22 protein-coding genes are annotated in these 23,295 nt (G+C 62.3%); 9 read left to right on the forward strand and 13 right to left on the reverse strand.

From position 1 onward, the window contains the following. The first annotated feature begins 184 nt into the window (after window positions 1-184). Complete coding sequence (locus AC0L3O_RS15525) at window positions 185-991, forward strand: DUF72 domain-containing protein (RefSeq protein ID WP_473615971.1); 807 nt, start codon at window positions 185-187, stop codon at window positions 989-991. Window positions 992-1,022: 31 nt separating this feature from the next. On the opposite strand, the gene AC0L3O_RS15530 is transcribed toward AC0L3O_RS15525, so the two are convergent. The 6 genes from AC0L3O_RS15530 to urtA all read right to left on the reverse strand — a co-directional run bounded on the left by AC0L3O_RS15530 (window position 1,023) and on the right by urtA (window position 7,458). Then, window positions 1,023-1,199, reverse strand: coding sequence for a hypothetical protein (locus AC0L3O_RS15530; RefSeq protein WP_128183072.1), 177 nt, complete (start codon window positions 1,197-1,199; stop codon window positions 1,023-1,025). A gap of 450 nt (window positions 1,200-1,649) precedes the next feature. Continuing rightward, entirely contained in the window at window positions 1,650-2,345 is a 696-nt protein-coding gene (urtE, locus tag AC0L3O_RS15535; RefSeq protein ID WP_091593695.1) for an urea ABC transporter ATP-binding subunit UrtE, read from the reverse strand. 70 nt (window positions 2,346-2,415) lie between these two features. Next, complete coding sequence (gene urtD, locus AC0L3O_RS15540; protein WP_287174296.1) at window positions 2,416-3,162, reverse strand: urea ABC transporter ATP-binding protein UrtD; 747 nt, start codon at window positions 3,160-3,162, stop codon at window positions 2,416-2,418. 3 nt (window positions 3,163-3,165) lie between these two features. Next, window positions 3,166-4,410 carry an urea ABC transporter permease subunit UrtC gene (urtC, locus tag AC0L3O_RS15545; RefSeq protein ID WP_473615972.1) on the reverse strand — a complete coding sequence of 415 codons (1,245 nt, stop codon included), beginning with the start codon at window positions 4,408-4,410 and terminating at the stop codon, window positions 3,166-3,168. Next, on the reverse strand, window positions 4,407-6,023 hold the full coding sequence (gene urtB / locus AC0L3O_RS15550) for an urea ABC transporter permease subunit UrtB (RefSeq protein WP_128169043.1): 1,617 nt from the start codon (window positions 6,021-6,023) through the stop codon (window positions 4,407-4,409). Before urtB ends, urtC begins: the two co-directional genes overlap by 4 nt. A gap of 124 nt (window positions 6,024-6,147) precedes the next feature. Then, window positions 6,148-7,458, reverse strand: a complete 1,311-nt coding sequence (gene urtA, locus AC0L3O_RS15555; RefSeq protein ID WP_128169042.1) for an urea ABC transporter substrate-binding protein — start codon at window positions 7,456-7,458, stop codon at window positions 6,148-6,150. Between the two features lie 292 nt (window positions 7,459-7,750). Between urtA and AC0L3O_RS15560 the strand changes: the two genes are divergently transcribed. Next, complete coding sequence (locus tag AC0L3O_RS15560) at window positions 7,751-8,146, forward strand: hypothetical protein (protein ID WP_023801150.1); 396 nt, start codon at window positions 7,751-7,753, stop codon at window positions 8,144-8,146. Between the two features lie 68 nt (window positions 8,147-8,214). On the opposite strand, the gene AC0L3O_RS15565 is transcribed toward AC0L3O_RS15560, so the two are convergent. The 3 genes from AC0L3O_RS15565 to AC0L3O_RS15575 all read right to left on the reverse strand — a co-directional run bounded on the left by AC0L3O_RS15565 (window position 8,215) and on the right by AC0L3O_RS15575 (window position 10,857). After that, window positions 8,215-9,786 (reverse strand): GMC family oxidoreductase, encoded by a 1,572-nt coding sequence (locus AC0L3O_RS15565; protein ID WP_473615973.1) that lies wholly within the window; start codon window positions 9,784-9,786, stop codon window positions 8,215-8,217. A gap of 46 nt (window positions 9,787-9,832) precedes the next feature. Next, a complete protein-coding gene (locus tag AC0L3O_RS15570; protein ID WP_473615975.1) occupies window positions 9,833-10,381 on the reverse strand; it encodes a gluconate 2-dehydrogenase subunit 3 family protein in 549 nt (182 codons plus the stop codon). Window positions 10,382-10,461: 80 nt separating this feature from the next. Next, complete coding sequence (locus AC0L3O_RS15575; RefSeq protein ID WP_287052004.1) at window positions 10,462-10,857, reverse strand: VOC family protein; 396 nt, start codon at window positions 10,855-10,857, stop codon at window positions 10,462-10,464. 257 nt (window positions 10,858-11,114) lie between these two features. On the opposite strand from AC0L3O_RS15575, the gene AC0L3O_RS15580 reads away from it, so the two are divergent. Next, complete coding sequence (locus AC0L3O_RS15580; RefSeq protein WP_023801146.1) at window positions 11,115-11,420, forward strand: ribbon-helix-helix domain-containing protein; 306 nt, start codon at window positions 11,115-11,117, stop codon at window positions 11,418-11,420. Here the strand turns inward: AC0L3O_RS15580 and AC0L3O_RS15585 are convergent. Beyond that, window positions 11,417-12,127, reverse strand: a complete 711-nt coding sequence (locus AC0L3O_RS15585) for a purine-nucleoside phosphorylase (RefSeq protein ID WP_473615976.1) — start codon at window positions 12,125-12,127, stop codon at window positions 11,417-11,419. The two genes, AC0L3O_RS15580 and AC0L3O_RS15585, sit on opposite strands and share 4 nt — an antisense overlap. 85 nt (window positions 12,128-12,212) lie before the next feature. Further along, window positions 12,213-14,783 (reverse strand): cell cycle histidine kinase CckA, encoded by a 2,571-nt coding sequence (gene cckA, locus AC0L3O_RS15590; protein ID WP_287258032.1) that lies wholly within the window; start codon window positions 14,781-14,783, stop codon window positions 12,213-12,215. 369 nt (window positions 14,784-15,152) lie between these two features. Here cckA and AC0L3O_RS15595 point away from each other — a divergent pair, with 369 nt between their 5' ends. Continuing rightward, on the forward strand, window positions 15,153-15,899 hold the full coding sequence (locus tag AC0L3O_RS15595) for a flagellar biosynthetic protein FliO (protein ID WP_287175215.1): 747 nt from the start codon (window positions 15,153-15,155) through the stop codon (window positions 15,897-15,899). Window positions 15,900-15,997: 98 nt separating this feature from the next. On the opposite strand, the gene dksA is transcribed toward AC0L3O_RS15595, so the two are convergent. Continuing rightward, the gene (dksA, locus tag AC0L3O_RS15600; RefSeq protein WP_006202025.1) at window positions 15,998-16,414 is read right to left on the reverse strand and encodes an RNA polymerase-binding protein DksA; all 417 of its coding nucleotides are present in this window, start codon (window positions 16,412-16,414) and stop codon (window positions 15,998-16,000) included. A 264-nt stretch (window positions 16,415-16,678) separates the two neighbouring features. On the opposite strand from dksA, the gene AC0L3O_RS15605 reads away from it, so the two are divergent. The 4 genes from AC0L3O_RS15605 to AC0L3O_RS15620 all read left to right on the forward strand — a co-directional run bounded on the left by AC0L3O_RS15605 (window position 16,679) and on the right by AC0L3O_RS15620 (window position 20,735). After that, on the forward strand, window positions 16,679-17,182 hold the full coding sequence (locus AC0L3O_RS15605) for a SixA phosphatase family protein (protein ID WP_473615978.1): 504 nt from the start codon (window positions 16,679-16,681) through the stop codon (window positions 17,180-17,182). Between the two features lie 226 nt (window positions 17,183-17,408). After that, on the forward strand, window positions 17,409-18,905 hold the full coding sequence (locus AC0L3O_RS15610; protein ID WP_473615979.1) for a YcjX family GTP-binding protein: 1,497 nt from the start codon (window positions 17,409-17,411) through the stop codon (window positions 18,903-18,905). Then, window positions 18,902-19,990 carry a YcjF family protein gene (locus tag AC0L3O_RS15615; RefSeq protein ID WP_473615980.1) on the forward strand — a complete coding sequence of 363 codons (1,089 nt, stop codon included), beginning with the start codon at window positions 18,902-18,904 and terminating at the stop codon, window positions 19,988-19,990. Before AC0L3O_RS15610 ends, AC0L3O_RS15615 begins: the two co-directional genes overlap by 4 nt. Before the next feature lie 190 nt (window positions 19,991-20,180). Next, window positions 20,181-20,735 (forward strand): hypothetical protein, encoded by a 555-nt coding sequence (locus tag AC0L3O_RS15620; protein ID WP_023801140.1) that lies wholly within the window; start codon window positions 20,181-20,183, stop codon window positions 20,733-20,735. A gap of 192 nt (window positions 20,736-20,927) precedes the next feature. On the opposite strand, the gene AC0L3O_RS15625 is transcribed toward AC0L3O_RS15620, so the two are convergent. Then, window positions 20,928-21,194: a hypothetical protein gene (locus AC0L3O_RS15625; RefSeq protein ID WP_473615982.1), complete on the reverse strand. Its 267-nt coding sequence runs from the start codon at window positions 21,192-21,194 to the stop codon at window positions 20,928-20,930. 249 nt (window positions 21,195-21,443) lie between these two features. Here AC0L3O_RS15625 and AC0L3O_RS15630 point away from each other — a divergent pair, with 249 nt between their 5' ends. After that, window positions 21,444-23,279 carry a monovalent cation:proton antiporter-2 (CPA2) family protein gene (locus AC0L3O_RS15630; protein ID WP_473615983.1) on the forward strand — a complete coding sequence of 612 codons (1,836 nt, stop codon included), beginning with the start codon at window positions 21,444-21,446 and terminating at the stop codon, window positions 23,277-23,279. Window positions 23,280-23,295: the final 16 nt, after the last annotated feature.

Genomic DNA, 23,295 nt, shown 5'->3' on the forward strand with positions numbered 1-23,295 from the left:
AGACTGGCTGGCGTTTGGAAAATCCTCAAATAAGGATCAGAAGAGCGCTTGCCGGTGATCTTGATGCTGTCGTCCGGCTGACGCAAGCCGCCTATGCACCCTACGCCCAATCCGCATTTCGACATGGCTAAAGCTGTCGAAACGCTCGCTACGGCCTGATCCATTTCAACCCGGGAGGACGACTGTGACTCAATCTGGAACAATCCGCGCCGGCATGGGCGGCTGGACCTTCGAGCCCTGGGACAAGTCTTTCTACCCCGACAAGTTGTCCAAGGCGAGGCAACTGCACTACGCGACCCGGCAGGTGCCGAGCATCGAGGTCAACGGCACCTTTTATTCGAGCTTCAAGGAGCCGACCTTCGTCAAATGGGCAAACGAGGCGCCGGACGGTTTTGTCTATTCGCTGAAAGGCAACCGTTTCGTCACCAACCGCCGCGTGCTCGGTGAGGCCGGCGAGTCGATGACGCGTTTCCTGGGATCGGGCGTCGCCGCGCTCGGCGACAAGCTCGGGCCGATCCTGTGGCAGTTCGCGCCAACCAAAAAATTCGACCCGGACGATTTCGAGGCTTTCCTCAAGCTGTTGCCTGAAAAGCAGGACGGCGTTGCGCTGCGCCATGCGGTCGAGGTGCGCAACGACAGCTTCGTCGTGTCGGAATTCGCCGCCCTGGCGCGCCAATACAAGGTCGCGATCGTCTACGCCGACCACACCAAATATCCAGCGATCGCCGACGTCACCGGCGATTTCATTTATGCCCGGCTGCAGACCGGCAGCGACGACAATCCCGACTGCTACACGCCAACTGCGCTCGACGAATGGGCGGCCCGGGCGAAGAGCTGGGCGCAGGGCAAGGCGCCGGCCGACCTGCCGCGCGCCGATCCCTCAACCGAAGCACCGGTCAAACCGCGTGATGTGTTCGTCTACTTCATTACCGAAGGCAAGGCCCGCGCGCCGTTCGGCGCCATGGCGCTGATGAAGCGCGTCACAGGCTGACGTTGGCGGCGCAGCGCATCCACCCCTTCGGTCATGCCGCCACCACGACTTCGTTGTAGGCATCGAGATCGACGAAGAACACCTTGGTGAGCTCCGCGATCAGTTGGTCGTGGTCGTATCCTTGCGATTTCAAAATATCGATGGCGGTCATGATGTCGACGCGCTCGGTAAGCCGTCGTTTCTGGTAGTCCTCGACGTAACGTTCCATCGGCTGCCCTGGCCCAAGTGCCCCAAATGCGTTTGAACAACGATCAGATCGCAGGAGGAGGCTGCTTGCACGAAACGTGCCGGCTGAGCCTGCGCCTGATCTGTCGACGTGACTGATACGGAAAGCGGCCGACTCAACAAGGCCAAGTAAAGCCTAGCACGCAATCTTCAGCGCGCCAGAGTTGCACACGGTGTCGTTGAAGAAAAACTGAGCAGATCTCGCGACTTCGTCATCCTTGGGCGCAGCGACGCGAAGCGGAGTGAAGACCCAAGGATCCATGCCGTAACTTCAGAGCGTCGCCACGGGGCAGAATCCAGGATACTGTACGCTGGAAAACGGCTTCTGTTCTTGACCGCTGCACTCTTTGGCTGACTGCACGGCATGGATCCTGGGGTGTGCGCCGCGTCGCTTTGCTCCTTGCTTCGCCCCAGGATGACGATGGGATAAACCCTACACCGTAAGAAATTTCCTCACATCCGCCCGGTCGAGATCCTCGGCCGGGCCGGTGTGGACGATCAGGCCGCGGTCCATGATGTTGACCTCGTCGGCCAATTCCCGGCAGAAATCGAGATACTGTTCGACCAGCAGCACGGCGATATCGGCCTGGTCGCGCAGATAGCGGATGGCGCGGCCGATATCCTTGATGATCGACGGCTGGATGCCCTCGGTCGGCTCGTCGAGCACCAGCAGTTTCGGCCGCATCACCAGTGCCCTGCCAATGGCAAGCTGCTGCTGCTGGCCGCCGGAAAGGTCGCCGCCCCTGCGGCCGAGCATCTGCTTCAGCACCGGGAACAATTCGAAGACGTGGCCGGGGATGTTGCGGTCGGCGCGCTTCAATGGCGCAAAGCCCGATTCGAGGTTTTCCCGCACGGTGAGCAGCGGGAAGATCTCCCTGCCCTGCGGCACGAATGCGATGCCCGACCGGGCGCGATCATACGCCGCGCTCCGGTCGAGCGCCTTCCCCTCGAAGGCAACGCTTCCGCTCGTCAGCCGGTGGTGGCCGACGATCGATCTCATCAAACTGGTTTTGCCGACGCCGTTGCGGCCGAGCACGCAGGTGATCTTGCCGGCGCCGGCCTTCAGCGAGACGCCACGCAGCGCCTGGGCGGCGCCGTAGTGCAGCGTGGCGTTGGAGACTTCGAGCATGGTCAGCGCCTTCTCCAGCGCCTGAAGAGCGAAAGATCGAAATGATGGAACGGAACGCGCCAGACCATGATCATCTCCCCAGATAGACTTCGACGACACGTTCGTCGGCCGAAACGAAATCGAGCGAGCCTTCGGAAAGCACCGAGCCTTCGTGCAGGCAGGTGACCTTGGCGCCGAGCTCGCGCACGAAATGCATGTCGTGCTCGACGACGATGACCGAGTGGTCGCGGGCAATATCCCTGAGCAGCCGCGCGGTCTCCTCGGTCTCGGCGTCGGTCATGCCGGCGACCGGTTCGTCGACCAAAAGCAGTTTCGGATCCTGCGCCAAAAGCATGCCGATCTCGAGCCATTGCTTCTGGCCGTGGCTGAGATTGGCAGCGAGCTCGTCGCGCTTGTCACCGAGCCGGATGATGCCGAGGATGTCGTCGATCCGCCGCGCCTCCGCAGCCGAGCGGCGATGGAACAGTGCCGGGAAGATCGAGCGTGGGCCCTTCAGCGCCAGCATCAGGTTGTCCTCGATCGTGTGGCTTTCGAAGACCGTCGGCTTCTGGAATTTCCTGCCGATGCCCATCATGGCGATCTCGGCCTCGTCATGTTTCGTCAGGTCGACCTGCCCATCGAAGTAAACCTCGCCCGCGTCGGGGCGCGTCTTGCCGGTGACGATGTCCATCATCGTGGTCTTGCCGGCGCCGTTGGGACCGATGATCGCCCGCATCTCGCCCTTGTCGAGCACCAGCGACAAATTGTTGATGGCGCGAAAGCCGTCGAAGGAAACCGAGACGCCGTCGAGATAAAGGATGGTGTTGCTCTTCGACATTGCTCACTCCGCCGGCTGCGGTTCGGGGCCGGATGCGGACCAGTCGCCAGGCGTTCTCGCAGCCGAGCGAACGATCTTCGGCGGTGGCGGGACGTCAGGGTCGGTGCCGGCCTCCCCAATGATCGGGTCGGCAATCGAGGCTGCACGCAGCGCCCTGGCATTGCCGCGCCAGGAATCCCACATGCCGACAATGCCCTTTGGCAGGAACAGCGTGACGGCGACGAACAGTCCGCCCAGCGCAAACAGCCAGAACGCCGGCAGCACGCCGGTGAACCAGGATTTGCCGGCATTGACCACGAGCGCGCCGATGATCGGCCCGACGATGGTGCCGCGCCCGCCGACGGCCGCCCATACCACGACCTCGATCGAATTGGACGGCTCGAACTCGCCTGGATTGATGATGCCGACCTGCGGCACGTAGAGCGCCCCGGCAATGCCGGCCATGACAGCCGACACGGTGAAGGCGAACAGTTTGACGTTTTCCGCCCGCCAGCCGAGAAAGCGCGTGCGGCTCTCGGCGTCGCGCACCGCCATCAGCAGCTTGCCGTATTTGGAACCGACGATCGCCCAGGTGACGAAGACGGCGAGGGCCAGCGTGACGGCGCTGGCCGCGAACAATGCCGAGCGTGTCGCATCCGCCTGCACGTTGTAGCCGAGAATATCCTTGAAGTCGGTCAGGCCGTTGTTGCCGCCGAAACCCATGTCGTTGCGGAAAAAAGCAAGCAGCAGCGCATAGGTCATCGCCTGGGTGATGATCGACAGATAGACGCCGGTGACGCGGCTGCGGAAGGCGAACCAGCCGAAGACGAAGGCGAGCAGGCCAGGCACCGCAAGAACCATGATCGCGGCAAACCAGAATTGGTCGAAACCGTACCAGAACCACGGCAATTCCCCATAATTCAGGAACACCATGAAGTCCGGCAGCAGCGGATTGCCGTAGACGCCGCGCGAGCCGATCTGGCGCATCAGATACATGCCCATCGCATAGCCGCCGAGCGCGAAGAAGGCGCCGTGGCCGAGCGAAAGGATGCCGCAATAGCCCCAGACGAGATCGAGCGCCAGGGCGAGCAGCGCATAGCAGAGATACTTGCCGGTGAGCGCGACGACATAGGACGGCACGTAGAACGCACTCGTCGGCGAAACCGCAAGATTGAGCAGCGGCACGATGATGGCGACCGCCAAAAGGATGAAGATCGTGATGGCGATGCGGCGGTCGGCGCCGGCGGCGAAGAAGCGTCCGGTGATCATGCTTCCACCGACCTGCCCTTCAGCGCGAACAGGCCGCGCGGGCGTTTCTGGATGAACAGGATGATGAGGACGAGCACGACGATCTTGCCGAGGACCGCCCCAGCATAGGGTTCGAGGAACTTGTTGACGATGCCGAGCGAGAAGGCGCCGACCAGCGTGCCCCAGAGATTGCCGACGCCGCCGAAGACGACGACCATGAAGCTGTCGATGATGTAGCCGCGGCCGAGATTGGGCGAGACATTGTCGATCTGGCTGAGCGCCACACCGGCGATGCCGGCAATGCCGGATCCCAAGGCAAAGGTAAGCGCGTCGACCCACGGCGTCCTGATGCCCATCGAAGCGGCCATGCGGCGATTGGCGGTGACGGCGCGCATCTGCAGGCCCCAGGGGGTGCGCTTCATCACATAAAGCAGCACCGCGAACACGCCGAGCGCGAATACCAGTATCCAGAGCCGGTTCCAGGTCACCGCAAGCTGGCCGATATAGAACGAACCCGACATCCACGACGGATTGCCGACCTCCTGGTTGGTCGGCCCGAAGATGGTGCGCACGGCCTGCTGCAGGATCAGCGAGACGCCCCATGTCGCCAGCAGCGTCTCCAGCGGCCGGCCGTAGAGAAAACGGATCACGCCCCGCTCGATGACGAGGCCGACGAGCGCCGCGACCGAGAAGGCGAGCGGCAGCGCGATAACCAGCGACCAGTCGAACAGGCCGGGAAAGGAGGTTCGGATCACCTCCTGCACGACAAAGGTCGTGTAGGCGCCGAGCATCACCATTTCGCCATGCGCCATGTTGATGACGCCCATGACGCCAAAGGTGATGGCGAGGCCGATCGCCGCCAGCAGCAGCACCGATCCGAGCGAAATGCCGTACCAGATGTTCTGGCCCGCATCCCACAGCGCCAGCGTCGAATTGATGTTGGCGATCGCCGCCGTCGCCGCGTCCTTGACCGCGCCTTCGGAATTGGCCTCGACGGCGGTGAGCAGGGACAGGGCGTTGCGATCGCCGCGCCCGCCAATCAGGGCGACCGCCGCCAGTTTGTCGGTCTCCGGCCTGTCGGACACCAGAACCGATGCGGCGCGGGCCTGTTCGAGCAGCGCTTTGACGCTTGCCACGCTCTCGCTGGCGATTGCGGCATCGAGCGGCTCGATGTTTGTCGCGTCGGGCGTCCTGAACATGGTGTCGGCGGCGGCAATGCGCGCGGCCGGATCATTTGCGCCGAGCGTCAGCGTGCCCAGCGCATCGCGGATGGCGCGGCGCAGCGTGTTGTTGACCTTGATCTTGGTGATCTCGCTTTTGGCCGCGTCACCGGATTTTTCACCGCTCAGCGGGTCGAGCAGCTCAACGCTGCCGCCAGCTGCCTTGCCGATGAAAACCAGCGAATCGGCCTTGCGGACGTAAAGATCGCCCTCGGCAAGCGCGCCAAGCGGACGTTCGACGGCAGTATCACCGGTGGCCGCCAGCTCGCGCACGACAGCTTCGGTGGCCGAGAAATTCGAGGCAGTGGCAAATTTGGCAATGATGGCGCGCAGATCCGCTTCGGCAGCGTTCGACGGCGACAGCATCCCCAGGAGGAGCAGCAGCGTCAGGCCGATCGCGCGGGTGAGGATCATCGATTTCTGCGATTCTTGAGGGTTGAAACTTCGCGTCCGGGCGAACTGGAGGAGAGGACGAGTTCGCCCGGACGCGTCGCGGTCCAGGTCGTGGAGAAATCCACGACCGTCAGACCCGGGAGGATCAGTTGGTTCCCTTGCCGCCGCATTTGCCGGTGGCGACATTAAAATTGCCGCAGGACAGAGGCGCGCGCCAATCGGAAATCAGGTCCTTCGAATCGGCCAGATAGTCGGACCACTCGTCGCCCATCACCAGGTCAGGCGTCTGCGAGACGGTCTCGAACTGGCCATCGGCCTGGATTTCGCCGATCAGCACCGGCTTGGTGATGTGATGGTTCGGCATCATCGTCGAATAGCCACCGGTCAGGTTCGGCACCGAGACGCCGATCACGGCGTCGATGACCTTGTCAGGATCGGTGGTGCCGGCCTTCTCGACCGCCTTCACCCACATGTTGAAGCCAACATAATGGGCTTCCATCGGGTCGTTGGTGGTGCGCTTGTCGCTCTTGATGAACTTGTGCCAGTCGGCGATGAACTTGGCGTTCTCGGGCGTATCGATGCTCTGAAAATAGTTCCAGGCGGCGAGATGACCCACGAGCGGCGCGGTATCGAGACCGGCAAGCTCTTCCTCGCCGACCGAGAAGGCCATGACCGGGATATCCTCGGCCTTGATGCCCTGGTTGCCAAGCTCCTTGTAGAACGGCACGTTGGCGTCGCCGTTGACCGTCGAGACGACGGCGGTCTTCTTGCCGGCGGAGCCGAACTTCTTGATCGCCGCGACCTCGGTCTGCCAATCCGAGAAGCCGAACGGCGTGTAGTTGACCATGATGTCTTCGGCAGCGACGCCCTTGGCTTTCAGATAGGCTTCGAGGATTTTGTTGGTGGTGCGCGGATAGACGTAGTCGGTGCCTTCAAGCACCCAGCGCTTCACCGAACCGCCGTCCTCGCTCATCAGATAGTCGACAGCCGGAATTGCCTGCTGGTTCGGCGCCGCGCCGGTGTAGAACACGTTGCGCTCGCTCTCCTCGCCCTCATACTGGACGGGGTAGAACAGGATGTTGTCGAGTTCGCTGAACACCGGCAGCACCGACTTGCGCGACACCGAGGTCCAGCACCCGAACACCGCCGCGACCTTGTCCTTGGAGATCAGCTCGCGCGCCTTTTCGGCGAACAGCGGCCAGTTCGAAGCCGGATCGACGACGACCGCTTCGAGTTTCTTGCCGAGCAGGCCGCCCTTTGCATTCTGCTCTTCGATGAGCATCAGCATGGCGTCCTTCAGCGTCGTCTCCGAAATCGCCATGGTCCCCGACAGCGAGTGGAGGATACCCACCTTGATCGTGTCGTCAGCCGCCCTGGCCGGGACGCTCATCAGCAGGCCGGCCGTGACCGCGCCTGCCGAAAACATTTTTGTTATTGTCGAGAAACTGCCCCGCATATTTCAAAACTCCCTGACTGGTTGATCGCATCGCGAACAGACCATGCAACGGCTGTGCCAACCGCAGGAGCAAAATCAAGCGGGTCTGGATTTCCTAGCCCTATCAGCCGGTTAATATATTAGCCGCCAATGATAAGCCCCGCTGCCAGTGCTCTGCTTGAGAAAAAGTCCCCCGCTATCGCCCAATTTTTGATCACTCGCGAATTAATGCATGAATTTTGAGCAAAAGACGGCGAACCGTTGCGGCGCTGCAGGAAAATGGGGCAAGATCGATCTTCAAAAGAGCGGCCGCATGACCTCCAGGATTTCTCGCATTTTCAGCACCATGCTTCTGGTTGCGGCAACCGGCAGCGCCCGCGCCGACTTCACCGATGGCAAATTGCCGGACGGCACCTATCACTGCGAAGTCTATCTGCTTGGCATGTTCCTCAGCCTTGGCGACATCACCGTCAAGGGCAATGTCTATAGCGGCCCGGTGAGCTTCGGAACCGCCCGGCAGGGCTACAACTATCAGATGAATGCAAATGGCGAGATCACCTGGTTGGGCCCGTTGGGCGGCTACACGACCGGCGGCAACTCGATCTCGCTCACGCAAGCCACCCTGGACGGCCAAACCAGCCCGTCCTTCGACATCATCATGAAGCAGCCTGACGGCGCCTTCACCGCCTCGACCTGCACGAAGCGGTGAACGGCCGACAAGAAAGAGGCGCGAAACCTTGTGAGGTTCCGCGCCAGCAGGCAGTCGGGAGGCTATGGCTAAATGCTTTTGGCCGACATTTGTCCGGCAATGTACTCGGCCTGACGGATCGCCAGCGACACGATCGTCAATGTCGGATTTTCAGCCCCGCCCGTGGTGAACTGGCTGCCATCCGACACGAACAGGTTCTTGATATCGTGCGCCTGGCCATGCTTGTTGACGACGCCGTCGGCCGCCTTCTCGCTCATCCGATTGGTGCCGAGATTGTGGGTCGACGGATAGGGTGGCGTCGGGAAGGTCCGCGTCGCCCCGACCGCCTCGTAGAGCGCCGAGCCCTGTTTGTAGGCGTGGTTGCGCATCGCCGTGTCGTTGGCATGGTCGTCGAAATGGACGTCCGCCACCGGCATGCCGTGCTCGTCCTTGATATCGGCATGCAGCGTGATGCGGTTTTCCTGGCGCGGCATGTCCTCGCCGACGATCCACATGCCGGCCATGTGGTCGTAGTGGTCGAGCGCCGTGGTGAAGGAACGCCCCCAGCCGCCGGGATTGAGGAAGGCGGCCATGAACGGCAGGCCGAGCGACAGCGTCTCGAGTTCATAGCCGCCGACGAAACCGCGCGAGGGATCGTTGCGGGCCTCATCGCGGATGATACCGGCCATGGTGGTGCCGCGATACATATGCACCGGCTTGTCGAAGATGCCGTAGACCGAGCCGGTGGTGTGGCGTATGTAGTTCTTGCCGACCTGCCCCGACGAATTGGCAAGGCCGTCGGGAAACTGGCTCGATGCCGAATTGAGCAGCAGCCGCGGGCTCTCGATCGAATTTCCGGCGACCGCGACGATGCGGGCCTTCTGTTCCCTCAGTCTGCCGTCCTTGTCGGCATAGACGACCCCGGTTACCTTGCCCGACGCATCGTGGTTGATCTTGATGGCCATGGCATTCGGCCTGACCTCGAGATGGCCGGTCGCCTCGCCCTTGGGAATTTCGCTGTAGAGCGTCGACCATTTGGCGCCCCATTTGCAGCCCTGGAAGCAGAAGCCGGTCTGCTGGCAGGCATTGCGGTCGTCGCGCGGCTCGGAATTGATTGCCATCCGGCCGGTGTGGCACTCCTTGTAGCCGAGCTTGTCGGCGCCGGCCTTCATCACCTTGAAGTTGTTGTTGCCGGGAAGGCCCGGGATGTTGCTGGTGAGCGTCACGCCTAGCTTGTCTTCGGCCTTTGCGTAGTAGGGCTCGAGCTCGGCAAGCGTGATCGGCCAGTCGAGCAGGTTCGCGCCTTCCAGTTTTCCGTAGGTCGAAAGCGTTTTGAATTCGTGCTCCTGAAAGCGCAGCGAGGCGCCTGCCCAGTGCGTGGTCGAGCCGCCGACCGCCTTGACGATCCACGCCGGCAGGTTGGGGAAATCCTTCGCCACCCGCCAGTCGCCCGAGGTCGTGCGCTTGTCCGTCCAGGCGAGTTGGGCGAATGAATCCCACTCGTCATTGATGAAATCCTCGTATTCGTGACGGGCGCCCGCCTCCAGCATGACGACATCGACGCCCTTCTGCGCAAGTTCATTGCCGAGCGTGCCGCCGCCGGCGCCCGAGCCGATGATGACGACCACGCCGTCGTTGTTGAGATCAAATGGTGCTGCCATGGTTTCCTCCCATGATGTCTGTTGTGTGCGGTTGCGACGACGGGGCTCAGAGCCACTCGATGTCGTCGAACCCGCGCGCCATGTAGCCGCCCTTGGAGTAGGATTCGCCCTCGTAGCCGAAGATCGACCAGACCTCCTTCTGGTTGTAGAGGCCGACGACAAGCCCGCCGCGGACGGCCTGGAAGAACGGCGTGTCCTCGATATCCCTGAGCACCGCAACGCGCTGCTCCTCCCAGCCGAGACCGGTGTAGCCGTCTTTGCCCGATTTCAAGTCGAGATCGGCGATACCCTTTTCGATAAGGTCCTTGTGGGCAGGGTCCTTGCCGGCCTGCTCATCGTGCGCCTTGACGGCGATTGCGTAATATTTGTCAGGCACTTGGTCGTGCGGGTAGATGTCGCGCGCCATCTGGATCAGGGTCGCCATGGTTTCGGGCTTGAGCGCGGATGTTTCGAGACCCCAGGCATGTTCCGGGCTGATGACGGCACTGCCTGAAATGACCAGCAGCGCGCCGACACCGCCGCGCTTCAGTAGCTCGCGGCGCGATAGAACTGGCTTCGGTTCATGGACCGGCTTGCTCTCATAAATTGTGACCAATTGTTCCTCCCTTGCTTGCTGTCTGCACCCGAAGGCGCCCTGGCTGGCGCCGCGCTGGCCCGGCGCGGCCGTCGTATCTCCTATTTGAACCGGCCCTGACGCTGCAGGACCTCGATCTTGTAGCCATCGGGATCCTCGATGAAGAAGAAGCGTGCGAGCAGCGCTCCGTCGCGGTTGAACTCGACGATCTTCTTCGGGATCAGGCCAAGCGCGCCGAGCCGGTCATGCTCGCTGTCCAGATCGGCGACCGAAACCGCGAGGTGGCCGTAGCCGTCGCCGAGCGCATAAGGCTCCTGGCGGCCCTTGTTGACGGTGAGCTCGACCTCGAGCTCCGCCTCGGCATTGCTCAGATATACGAGCGTAAAGGTTTCGAAATCGAGCCGTTCGGCGACGTCCAGTCCAAACGCTTTTCGGTAGAAGTCGACGGACCGGGCCTCGTCGAGAACCCGGATCATGGTGTGGATCGCCTTCGCCAAATGACACTCCGTGCGGTAAGCGCGATGTGCGCGTCGGCGTGATTATGCGCGGGTTGCGGCAAACGTGGTGGCAGCCGATTACCACGCGCTAATCTAACGACGGGGAAAACCGCTTAAGGACGAAAGTCCGATTGCTGTTTTCCGCTTTCCAGCTGAAGATAATTGGCCACGACAAGGCACTGCCAAAGGCGCGAATCACTGCTGATTGCGCCCAAAATCAATAAGAACGGCCAGATCAATAAGAACGGGAGGTAACGATGTGCAGGGTTTTTGCCGGGCAGGATCCGGATGGCTACCGGCAGATCAACCGGTCGATTCGTATCGACGGGCATTCGACCAGCATCCAGCTCGAGGCGACGTTCTGGGCATTGCTCGACGAGATCGCCGACAGCCAGGGCCTGACGACGCCGAAATTCATCTCGAAGCTTTATGACGAGGCCATCGAGATCAATGGCCAGATTCCCAACTTCGCCTCGATGCTGCGGACGACCTGTGCTCTCTATCTGCGCGGCCATCGGCCCGCCATCGAAGAACACACGGCGCCGAAGCGGCAAGCAGCTTAACTTTCGATCGCGACATCGAGTGCCAGGCGGGTCATACCGGTGAAGAGCGCCTGGCGTTCGGAATAATCGGTTTGCTCGCCGGTCACCACATTGTCGACGACAGTCAGCATCGACAAGGCCCTGGCGCCGAAATGCGCGGCGATGCGATAGAGCGCGCTGGTCTCCATATCCACGGCCAGCGCGCCCTGTGCCTGCGCTTCGGCGAAGCGGTCGCGCCCCTTGGGGTGATAGAATATGTCGCTGCAGATGGTCAGTCCGGCCTGATGTTCGATGCCGATTTCGGCAGCCCGGGCCAAGGCTTTGGAAACCAGCTCCGGATCGGGTCCGGCATCAGCACCATAAAGCCCAAAAACCTGGCCGCTCTCGGCACTTTCACCCCGCACCGCTTGCGAGATCACTAAACTGCGCAGTTTGACTGCGGCAGTCAGGGCACCACAAGTACCGGTGCGGATCAGTGTCCTCACGCCATGGAAGTCCAGCAATTCATGCGCGTAGATCAGGAATGACGAGACGCCGATGCCGGTGGACTGGATGCTGACGGGCTTGCCGCGAAACAGGCCGGTAAAGCCGAGGGCCTGCCTTCGACGGTTGACGCAGCGCGGCGCCTCGAGAAAGGTTTCCGCCATCCATTCGGCACGCTGCGGATCGCCCGGCAACAGCACTGTTGCCGCATAATCACCCTTGCCTGCCTCGTTGTGCGGCGTCACGGCATGCTCCCCCAAAACCCGCCGTCTGTTTGGCCCCATAATCATGGCAGTCTCACGCCATTTCGCAAGTGCGAATTAGTGAGCCCTAAGATTCCAGCACGTCCTTGACGATTGTGGCCAGTTGCTTGAGCGAAAACGGCTTCGGCAGGAAACCGAAATGCGCGTCTGCCGGCAGGTTCTTGGCGAACGCGTCCTCCGCGTAGCCGGAAACGAAGACGAATTTGATGTCCGGCTGCCGCTTGCGCAATTCGCCAAGCAGCGTCGGCCCATCCATCTCAGGCATCACCACATCGGAAACGACAATGTCGACCTTGCCGCCGAGCGCCTCGAAGATTTCCAGCGCCTCGACGCCCGAGGACGCTTCGTGGACGGTGTAACCGCGCGACGTCAGCGCCCGCATGCCGCCCATGCGCACGGCATCCTCGTCCTCGACGAGCAGCACCGTGGCCGAACCTGACAGGTCCTTGGCTGCGTCGGCGACCTTTGCCGGTGCAGCCGGCGCCTCGCCGGGCTCGCCTGCCGTTCTCGCCTCTGCAATGTAGCGCGGCAGGAAGATGCGGAACACCGATCCCTTGCCGACCTCGGAATCGCAGAAAATGAAGCCGCCTGTCTGCTTGATGATGCCATAGACCATCGACAGGCCGAGGCCGGTGCCCTTGCCGACCTCCTTGGTGGTGAAGAAGGGTTCGAAAATCTTCTTGAGCACTTCGGGGGCGATGCCGCTGCCTGTGTCTTCAACTTCGACCACCACATAATCGGCAGGCGCAAGTTCGCGGTAGGGAAGGCTCTTGCTCTCCTGTGTGGTCACGTTGCGGGTGCGCACGGTGAGCTCGCCGCCGTTCGGCATCGCGTCGCGCGCATTGACCGCCAGGTTGACCACCACCTGCTCGAACTGCCCGATGTCGACCTTCACCGGCCACAGATCGCGGCCATGATCGACCTTCAGCTTGATGTCGTTCCCGACCAGACGGGCCAGCAGCATCCGCAGATCGGCAAGCACGTCGGTCAGGTTGAGCACCTCCGGCCGCAGCGTCTGCTTGCGCGAGAAGGCCAGAAGCTGCCGCACCAGCGAGGCCGCCCGGTTGGCGTTCTGCTTGATGTTCATGATGTCGGGGAAGGACGGGTCCGACGGGCGGTGGTTGGTCAACAACAGGTCCGACGCCATGATGATGGCGGTCAGCACATTGTTGAAGTCGTGTGCGATGCCGCCGGCAAGCTGGCCGACCGCCTGCATCTTCTGGCTTTGCGCCATCTGGCCCTCGAGCGCCTTCTGCTCGGTGGTCTCGACGGCGTAGACGATGGCCGATTCTTCGGCGCCCTCGCCGGTGCCGTCGGCAACCGCGTTGACGTAGAAGCGCATGTGCCGTTCTTCATTGCCGGGCAGCAGCGTATCGATCGGTTCGATATCGGCCTGCCGTTGTCGCGCTTTTTCGAACGCCGCGGCAAAGGCGGGGCGGTCGCGCTCATGGATCACCGTGTCCAGCCGCACGCGCCGATCGACCGCGTCCCCGTCGACGACGGAGGAAAACAGCGACAGGAAAGGCGCGTTGGTGCGCAGGATGCGCCCGCGGTTGTCGACAGCCGCTATTGCCATCGGGGTCGAATTGAAGAAGCGGGTGAAGCGGATCTCCGAGGCGCGCAGATCGGCGGAAGCGTCCTCGCCTTGCGTCCGGTTGAGCACGATGGTGCGCGTCGGACCGTTGGCGCCCTCGCGGCTGGCCGAAACCCGATGCATGAAACGCACAGGCAGCGCCTCGCCCTTCACTGTCGTCAGATCGAGATCGATGACCGCATTGCGGGTGGTGCCGGGATCGGCCTTGACCGAGCGGACCAGCGCCATGCCGTCGCCAGCGACGATCTCCGCAAGCGTGACGGCACCAGGCGTGAAGCTCGTCAGGTCGATGCCCAGCCACTCAGCAAGCGTGGCGTTGATGTAGGTGACGCGGCCTTCCTGGTCGGCCGAAAAGAAGCCGGCAGGCGCATGGTCGAGATGGTCGATGGCCTCCTGCAGATCAAGGAAGAAGCGCTCCTGCTCGGCCCGTTCTTTCGAGATGTCGGCGAGTTGCCAGGCGAGCAAGGGCAGCCGCTGGCCCGGAACGCTGAAGGCGCGGGCGCGGACACGGTACCAGCGCGCGCCCGGCTCGGCGCCGGGTCGAATGGATTGGGCAAGGCGAAACTCACCGTCGCCGGGCTGGCCGTCGCGCAGGCCGGAGGCGAGCCGGTATATGGTCACCGAGGCCTCGGGAACATCGGACAGCAACCCTTCGACGGTCTTTAGATCCGCCGCAGAAGCCGCGCCCGTCATGTCGGCATAGGCCCGATTGGCGTAGACGACACGACCCTTGGTGTCGGTGACCAGAAGGCCTTGCGACATTGAATCGACGAAGGCCTTCGACAGCTCGTCACTCGTCGAGCGCGGTGTGATCTGCACGAAGCCGATGGCGGTGGCGAACAGGAAGCCGACACCGATCATCGCCAGCACGCCAAGCATTCCAAGCAGGAATGGATCGCCAAGACGTTCTCGGAAAAGGCCGAAAACGATCGCCGCCCCTGTCAGCACAACGATGAAGACGATGAGCCGGGTGACCGCGCCCGGTCGCGTGTTCTGGTCGACGATCGGTACCGGATAGAAATCGCCGCGCGCTTCCTTGGCCATGTGCCCCCTGCTCGTGAATTCCGGTACTTGCCCGTGCCCGGTTGAATCACATTCTCAGGGTCCGGAAAAGGCCTTGGCGGCAACTGTCCGCTAAAAATGACACCCGTTCGGCGCCTGGTGCGGCGAATCCGAAATTCGCATCATTCCTGGTCCGACGCGAGCGAATTTCGGATTCATCACGCCAGCAACTTGCTGAAAATCCAGCGTCGTGGATTGAAGTGGGGACGCTGACGCCCTCAATTCGCAGGAGCTTGAAATCCACCACATGGGTGTTTCAAGCTGTTCACGAAGCGCGAAACGTAACTTGCAGTCGCGTGCCGCAACAGTCTAGTGTCGCGTCTTCTTCGAAAGCTGATTTTGGGTGCACCAATGCTGCAGTGGCTGGATAGCGTGGCGGGTCCCGGTTATGCCGCGGCGATCCTGTGGACCGTTGTCGCGCTTGTCCTTGTGGTCATCGTTCTCCTCATCATCAAGCTGGTCCGCAATCTGACTTTTGGAACATTCGTTGCCGGCGGCAGGAACCGCAAGACGCGGCTGGCGGTGATGGACGCCACCGCAGTCGACAGTCACCGCCGGTTGGTGCTGGTGCGCCGCGACGATATCGAGCACCTGCTGCTGATCGGCGGCCCAACCGACGTCGTCGTCGAACGCGACATCAGGCTGTCGGCGCTGCGCCGTCCTGCACTGACCGGAGATGGCGGCGGCCATCAGCCGGCACCGCCGCCGCGCGCGCCGCAACCGGCTCCCGCGCCAGTGAGGCAAACACCGTCTCCGCAGCCGGCAAGCAACGCCCCAACGCCGGGCCGGCCGCATCAGCCCGCCCCGGCGCCGAGGCCAGCAGCGCAAAGCCCTCAATCGACGACCATCACGCCGCTGCCCGCCTACACCAATGCCGTTCGGTACGCGCCATCGCCGGCAAGACAAGATTCCCCGGCAAAGCCGAATTCCCCGGCAAAAGAGGATTCCATCGACGATACGCTGATGAGGGAGCTCGAGGTCCCGTTTGATGACCCGCACCCTGCCAAGCCGGAGAGCAAGCCGGCGGCGAAAGAGCCGTCGTCTCTCGATGACGAGATGACGAAGCTTCTCGGCGAGTTGTCCAGCCAGAAGAGATAACCGGCCAAAAGCCAATAAAAAAATGGCCGGAGACCGGCCATGACAAATTCGCTGGCTGCTTTTAGACGCTTCGCCCGCTTGGACGCTTCGCCCGTGCTTCAGTCGTCGCGGTAGACCTTCTCGCGGCGTTCGTGGCGCTCCTGCGCCTCGATCGACAGGGTCGCGATCGGACGCGCATCGAGCCGCTTCAGCGCGATCGGCTCGCCAGTTTCCTCACAATAGCCGTAAGTGCCTTCATCGATGCGCTGAAGCGCAGAATCGATCTTTGAAATGAGTTTCCGCTGGCGATCTCGGGCGCGAAGTTCGATGGCGCGGTCGGTTTCCGAAGAGGCGCGATCGGCGAGATCGGGGTGGTTGGCGTTTTCCTGCTGCAGGATTTCGAGAGTTTCGCGCGCTTCGCGCAGTATGTCGTTCTTCCAGGTGACGAGCTTCAGGCGAAAGTAGGATTTCTGCCGCTCGTTCATGAACGGCTCGTCTTCGGAGGGTACGTAATCGGCGGTAACGATGTCGTTCATTCGACTCACCCAGACAGCCCCAAATTTGGCGCCTATATATTCACGGACCGAATGCTGCACAAGCGCAATCGACGACAGATTCACGCAATTGTTAATCTCGGCCAAAATGCCATGGGCCGCATCATTCGCATGAAGGGCGCGACCGAATTCGCGTATGATTCGTTAGGTTTGTAGGGCGCCGGCCATTGTGCGCAAGGCGTTTCTCATGACTAATCCCGCAGCGCCTTTTGACGAGTTTCGGTGTTTGGCACAAGCGAGGGACCGGTGAGCAAGCTTTATCTGCTGAGGCATGCGAAGGCCGGATGGGCCCTGCCGGGCATGCGCGATTTCGATCGTCCGCTCGACGCATCCGGCGTCGCCGACGCCGAAACGATGGGTGCGGTCATGCGGGCCTGCAACTACATTCCGGACCTGACCCTTTGCTCGAATGCAAAGCGAGCGCGCCAAACGCTTGAGGGCCTGGCCGGTCACACCGATACGGGCCGGGTCCTGTTCCTGGAGACGCTCTACTGCGAGGATGCCGCCGGCTATCTCAAGCTCATCCGCGGCAATGGCGAGCCAGGCTCGCTGCTCGTCGTCGGCCACAATCCAATGACGGAAGATCTCACCATCGCGCTTTCGGGCGATGGCGAGGAGGCTGCCAGGGGAATGCTGAACCACGGCTTCCCGACCTCCGGCCTCGCGGTCGTCCGTTTTCCAGGCAGTCTTGCCAACGCCGCGCAAGGCACCGGCTATCTCGAAGCCTTCCTGTCGCCGGCCGATATCTGACGCCTTTTCAAACGTAGCGTGGTGGATTGACGTTCCTGCCACTTCAATGGCGTCAGCGTTCAGGAACTTCAAATCCAAAACCACGCTAGAAACGATGGTTTGCCAGTGTGACTTAGAATCCGAAATTCGCTCACTGCGATGCTCCAAGGTACTGCGAATTTCGGATTCGCCACACTAGCCGCCACCGCCTATATCGGGGCGGACCGAAGCCCCGAGAGACCGCATTTTGGCATCATCGCTGACCACTTTCACCGACGAGGCGAAGATTGCCCTGGATACGCTGTCGGGGCGCGCTACCGGGCTTTTTTCGCCATCGCTGCGGCTGGGTGTTACCGGCCTCTCCCGCGCCGGCAAGACGGTGTTCATCTCAGCCTTTGTCCACAATCTGATCCACGGCGGGCGGTTGCCGCTGTTCGAGGCGCAGAAATCGGGGCGTATTGCCCGTGCCTTCCTCGAAGAGCAACCCGATGACGCCGTGCCGCGATTCCAGTACGAGGACCACATCGCGGCCTTGGTCAACGACCGCCTGTGGCCGGATTCGACACGTGCCATTTCCGAGCTGAGGCTTACCATCGAATATGAATCGGCCTCCGGCTGGAGCCGCATGTTCTCATCAGGCAGATTGTCGATCGATATCGTCGACTATCCTGGGGAATGGCTGCTTGACCTGCCGCTGCTCGGCAAATCCTACGCCGATTTCTCACGCGAAGCCTTTGACATGGCCGTGCTGCCGGTGCGCGCCGACCTTTCGCAGGAATGGCGCGCGCTCTCCGCCGCAATCGACCCGAATGCCGACGCCGATGAGATGACGGCGCGACGCCTCGCCGAGAGCTTCGCCGCATATCTCAAGGCATGCAAGCTCGACGAGCGGGCGCTTTCGACCCTGCCACCCGGCCGTTTCCTGATGCCCGGCGACCTTGACGGCTCACCGGCGCTGACCTTCGCGCCGTTGCCGGGGCTGAGCGAGCGGCGGGCGCGGCCCGGGTCGCTTCAGGCGATGATGGAGCGGCGCTACGAGGCCTACAGGACGCATGTCGTAAAGCCGTTCTTCCGGGAGCACATCACGCGCCTCGACCGTCAGATCGTTGTGATAGACGCGTTGCAGGCCTTGAATGCCGGGCCCGGCGCGATGGCCGATCTCGAACGTGCGGTGACCGAAATCCTCGCCTGCTTCCGCCCCGGTCGCGGCAATTTCCTGACGGACTTTTTTTCAAGGCGCATCGACCGCATATTGGTGGCGGCGACAAAGGCGGACCATCTGCATCACGAAAGCCATGACCGGCTGCAGGCGATCGTGCGGCGGCTCGCCGACCGCGCCGTGGCGCGGGCGAATTTCACCGGCGCCGATGTCGACGTGGTCGCCCTGGCGGCGGTGCGAGCGACTCGGGAAGGCACGGTCAAGCAAGGCCGCGAAACGCTGCCGGTCATCATCGGCACACCGTTGAAAGGTGAAAAGATCAACGGCGACACATTTGATGGCAGAACAGAAACAGCCATATTTCCCGGTGACTTGCCGGAGAAAATTGATGCAGTGTTCGATGTCTCCGGACCAGACCGTCAGCAGAACCCGGGTCATCGGCAGGCCAATGAGGACCCGGCGATCCGCTTCGTGCGCTTTCGCCCGCCAAAACTCGAACGCACTGCCGAAGGCGTCACGCTGTCGCTGCCGCATATCAGGCTCGACCGTGCCCTGCAGTTCCTGATCGGAGATCATCTGGCATGACCGCGCCCCGCAAGCCGGCGGCATTTCGCATCGAGCCGGAAGCCCCGCCAAAGCAACAGGCGGCCTCGCGCCAGCCCGACGCCGCTGCGGCCAAAAGACCACGCACCGTGAACGCTGACCTTGCCGTCGTCACGCCGGCGGAAATCGACGTATTCGACGAGCCGGACATCATCGCCGCCGAACCGCCGCCTGCGACCGCGCCGCGGCAGCGCTCGATATCAGTCAGCCTGTTCTTCGGCGCATTGGGCGTTCTGGTTTCGCTGGCCCTCGGCCTTTGGACCGACCGGCTGATTCGCGATCTGTTCGCCCGTGCCGAATGGCTGGGCTGGCTGGCCGCCGGGATGGCCGTGGTCGCGCTGCTCGCGCTTCTGGTCATCCTCGTCCGCGAGTTCCTGGCGATCACCCGCCTCGCCGAGGTCGAAAAGCTGCAGATGCGGGCGCTCGACGCCATCGCCCGCGACGATCCGAAAGCCGCTCGCGCCGTGGTCGAGGAACTGTCGGCCTTTGTCGCGGCCAAACCCGAAACCGCGGCCGGCAGACGCGCCCTGGCAGACTTGCGCGACGAGATCATCGACGGCGGCAATCTGGTGCGCCTGGCCGAGACCGAAATCCTCGGCCCCCTTGATGCACGCGCCAAGGTGATGATCCTCGAAGCGGCAAAGCGTGTGTCGCTGGTGACGGCGGTCAGCCCTCGCGCTCTGGTCGACGTCGCCTATGTCGTGTTCGAAGCCGGCCGGCTGATTCGCCGCCTGTCGGAGCTTTATGGCGGCCGGCCGGGCACAGTGGGGTTCTTCCGGCTGGCACGCAGCGTTCTCGCCCATCTGGCGGTGACCGGCTCGATTGCCGTCGGCGACAGTTTCGTGCAGCAGATCGTCGGCCATGGCCTTGCCGCCCGGCTCTCGGCAAAACTTGGCGAAGGCGTCGTCAACGGCATGATGACGGCGCGCATCGGCATTGCTGCGATGGAGACCGCAAGGCCCCTGCCCTTCAGCGCCGCGAGGCGGCCCGGCATGGGCGATTTCCTGTCCGCGCTGACATCATTTGCAACCAAAAAGCAGAAGGAAACATCCGCTTCCGACACCTGACGACCGTCTCCGACGCGGCACGTCCTGGTAGCGCGCCAAGGGATGCTGCAACACGTTTGTTTTGCCCATGATCCCAGCGCAAATCGCGTCCGATTTTCGGGGTCATCCGCAACCGGTGACGAAGCATTAACCAATCTTGTTCATGGTCGGACGGGTTCCAAACCAGTCTCTTTGTTGCCGGGTGTCGTCGATGAAAAGCGTGATCTTGTCTAGCGTCCTGCCCATGGCAGTCGTGGTTTCAACAACCGCCGGCATGGCCGAAAAGACCTTTGCGGCAGAACGGGACAAGAAGTTCTTTCAATCGGTGAAAGGCGAATGGGTCGGCCCGGGGGAAATCGTCGCCGGCAAATACAAGGGCACGAAATTCACCTGCAATTTCACCGGTTCGACGCCGGACGGCAAGATCGGCATGTCGCTCGACGGCGGTTGCCGGGTCGGCATGTTCACCCAGCAGATGTCGGCGACGATCCAGCACAAGGGCCGCGAGGGCTACAAGGGCAGCTTCATGGGCGGTGCCGCCGGTTCCGGTCTCGACATCATCGGCGGCAATGTGGTCAGCGCCAACAAGGTCGTCTTTACCATCAACCGTAACCAGTTGCGCGGCGTCATGCAGGCTCTTGTCCCCAACGACAATTCGATGACAGTGACGGTTGCGGTGCGCGTCGACCAGCAATTGGTGCCGGTCATCGGCATGAAGCTGAAGCGCGTCGATACGCTCGAAGTCGGCTCCATCGCGCCGAACTGAACGATCGTCTGCGCATCCAGTGAAAATGCAACGCGCTGTGCAATTTAGTGAATGGTGAATGGTGAATGGAATTAGATATTCACTACTGACTACTCATTATTCACTATTCACTATTCACTATTCACTATTCACTATTACCAAAAAAGCGGCAGCCACGGCCACCGCTTCTTTTAGCAAAACTCAAATCGATTCTCAGGCCTTGATGGCGGCAGTCAGCTCGTCATAGGCCTTGCAGGCCTCCTCCGCCGTCGTCGCGCCCTGATACTTGGTTGTGACCGCCTGGACCTTGGCGGTGAGATCGGCTGCCTTGGCCGGATCCTTGGTAATTGCCTCCTGAAGGGCTGCGGTCATTTCCTGGGCCTTCTTGGTCAGCATTTCGGTGGTGCAGTCCGGCGCCTTCGAGCAGGCCGATCCGGCAAGCGCCGCGATGCCAACGGCAACAAGCAAAAATGTCTTCATGTCAGTCGTCTCCCTCAAAAAGGGCGGCCGACTTGATCGTCATCCGCCCTTCACGGCCAAGCCGCGGCGTCCTTAGCGCCCGATTTCTGCAACACACAACGCAGCCGGTGCATAAAGTTGTGGAGCGCGCCTGCAACACTGCTGCACCAGTTTCCGGATTCGGACTGTTCGATCTCAGCCGAAGCCCCTATCTTTGCCGCTCGATGCCGCAGCACGTGCAGCGGTCCCTAGAGAGACGGAACGGCAGGCATGGCGGCAGAAGCAGCGGGCAGCGATCTGATCCACGTCGTGGCGCTGCTCGCCGCAGGTGTTGTCGCCGTGCCGATCTTCAAGCGCATCGGGCTTGGCTCCATCCTCGGCTATCTGGCGGCCGGCGTAGTCATCGGCCCGTTCGGCATCGGCATCTTTTCCGAATCGGAAGCCATTCTTCACGTCGCCGAGCTCGGCGTCGTCATGTTCCTGTTCATCATCGGGCTGGAGATGCAGCCGTCACGGCTGTGGGGCCTCAGGCGAGAGATCTTTGGCCTTGGCGCATTGCAGGTCGGCGTCTGCGCGCTGTTGCTGACCGGGGTCGGACTGGCGGGAGGTTTTCCGGTCTCGCAATCCTTCGTCGCCGGCGCCGGTTTCGTGCTGACCTCGACGGCGATCGTCATGCAGCTTCTGGAGGAACGCGGTGAGATCGCCGCGCCAAAAGGCCAGCGCATCGTTTCCATCCTGCTGCTCGAAGACCTGGCGATCGTGCCGCTGCTGGCGCTGATCGCTTTCCTGGCACCGGGCGGCGCCGATATGAGCTTGACGCAGCGGCTGACGGACGTGGGCATCGGTCTTGCCGCCATCGTCGGGCTGGTGCTGGCCGGGCGTTACCTGCTCAATCCGTTCTTCCGCATCCTGGCGGATGCCCGCGCCCGCGAAGTGATGACCGCCGCCGCCCTTTTGGTCGTTCTGGGGTCGGCGCTTGCCATGCAGCTCAGCGGCCTGTCGATGGCGATGGGCGCTTTCCTGGCTGGCGTGCTGTTGTCGGAATCCACCTTCCGCCATCAGCTCGAGGCCGACATCGAACCATTCCGCGGTGTGCTGCTCGGGCTGTTCTTCCTCGCTGTCGGCATGTCGCTCGACCTGCACGTGGTTGCCCAGAACTGGCGGCTTGTCGCCATCTACGTCGTTGCCTACATGCTGATAAAGGCGATCGGCATCTACTTCGTCGCCCGCATCCTCAAGGCCGGCCACCGGGAAGCGCTCGAGCGCGCCGTCTTCATGGCGCAAGGCGGCGAATTCGCCTTCGTTCTCTATTCCGCCGCCGCGGCGGTCGGCATCATCGACAGCCAGGCTAACGCGACGCTGACGGCGATCGTCATCATCTCCATGGTGCTGACGCCGCTGGCCATTCTGGCATTGCGGTATCTGACGCCACGCGACGAGCAGTCGCTCGAAGGCGTCGACATCGCCGATGGCCTGACCGGCAGCGTGCTGATCATCGGCTTCGGCCGCTTCGGCCAGATCGCCAGCCAGCCGCTTCTGCTGCGCGGGATCGACGTCTCGATCATCGACAATGAGGTCGAGATGATCCAGGCGGCGGCCGATTTCGGTTTCAAGGTCTATTATGGCGACGGCACGCGGCTGGACATTCTGCGTGCCGCCGGCGCCGGCCGCGCGCGCGCCGTGTTGATCTGCGTCGACAAGCCCGATGTCGCCGTCCGCATCGCAAAGCTGATCAAGGCGGAGTTTCCCCTGCTCACCGTGCTGGCACGCGCTTTCGACCGCGGAACCGCACTGCAGTTGATACGTGCCGACGTCGATTTCCAGATTCGCGAAACCTTCGAATCAGCGCTTGTCTTCGGCGGCTCCACGCTGGAAGCACTGGGCGTCGACCCCGAGGAAGTCGCCGAGGTGATCGAGGACGTCCGCCACCGCGATTCCGCCCGTTTCGAGTTGCAGCTCGCCGAAGGGGTTCGCGCCGGAGCGCGCTTCCTCAAGGGCAATATCGGCACACCCATTCCGACACCGCTCAGCCAGCCGCGCCGCTCCGGTCAGGCGCTCAATGAAGAAACCGCCGGCGTTCTGCACAAATCCGAGCCTGCCGACTAAACATTGGAGAGCAAAC

Source organism: Mesorhizobium sp. WSM4810, from assembly GCF_055811235.1.

Bases quoted from the DNA above. Each gene is read 5' to 3' on its own strand.
- AC0L3O_RS15530 (WP_128183072.1), bottom strand. From the start codon at position 1,199: ATGGAACGTTACGTCGAGGACTACCAGAAACGACGGCTTACCGAGCGC.
- urtE (WP_091593695.1), bottom strand. From the start codon at position 2,345: ATGCTCGAAGTCTCCAACGCCACGCTGCACTACGGCGCCGCCCAGGCG.
- urtD (WP_287174296.1), bottom strand. From the start codon at position 3,162: ATGTCGAAGAGCAACACCATCCTTTATCTCGACGGCGTCTCGGTTTCC.
- urtC (WP_473615972.1), bottom strand. From the start codon at position 4,410: ATGATCACCGGACGCTTCTTCGCCGCCGGCGCCGACCGCCGCATCGCC.
- urtB (WP_128169043.1), bottom strand. From the start codon at position 6,023: ATGATCCTCACCCGCGCGATCGGCCTGACGCTGCTGCTCCTCCTGGGG.
- urtA (WP_128169042.1), bottom strand. From the start codon at position 7,458: ATGCGGGGCAGTTTCTCGACAATAACAAAAATGTTTTCGGCAGGCGCG.
- AC0L3O_RS15560 (WP_023801150.1), top strand. From the start codon at position 7,751: ATGACCTCCAGGATTTCTCGCATTTTCAGCACCATGCTTCTGGTTGCG.
- AC0L3O_RS15565 (WP_473615973.1), bottom strand. From the start codon at position 9,786: ATGGCAGCACCATTTGATCTCAACAACGACGGCGTGGTCGTCATCATC.
- AC0L3O_RS15580 (WP_023801146.1), top strand. From the start codon at position 11,115: ATGTGCAGGGTTTTTGCCGGGCAGGATCCGGATGGCTACCGGCAGATC.
- cckA (WP_287258032.1), bottom strand. From the start codon at position 14,783: ATGGCCAAGGAAGCGCGCGGCGATTTCTATCCGGTACCGATCGTCGAC.
- AC0L3O_RS15595 (WP_287175215.1), top strand. From the start codon at position 15,153: ATGCTGCAGTGGCTGGATAGCGTGGCGGGTCCCGGTTATGCCGCGGCG.
- dksA (WP_006202025.1), bottom strand. From the start codon at position 16,414: ATGAACGACATCGTTACCGCCGATTACGTACCCTCCGAAGACGAGCCG.
- AC0L3O_RS15615 (WP_473615980.1), top strand. From the start codon at position 18,902: ATGACCGCGCCCCGCAAGCCGGCGGCATTTCGCATCGAGCCGGAAGCC.
- AC0L3O_RS15620 (WP_023801140.1), top strand. From the start codon at position 20,181: ATGAAAAGCGTGATCTTGTCTAGCGTCCTGCCCATGGCAGTCGTGGTT.
- AC0L3O_RS15625 (WP_473615982.1), bottom strand. From the start codon at position 21,194: ATGAAGACATTTTTGCTTGTTGCCGTTGGCATCGCGGCGCTTGCCGGA.
- AC0L3O_RS15630 (WP_473615983.1), top strand. From the start codon at position 21,444: ATGGCGGCAGAAGCAGCGGGCAGCGATCTGATCCACGTCGTGGCGCTG.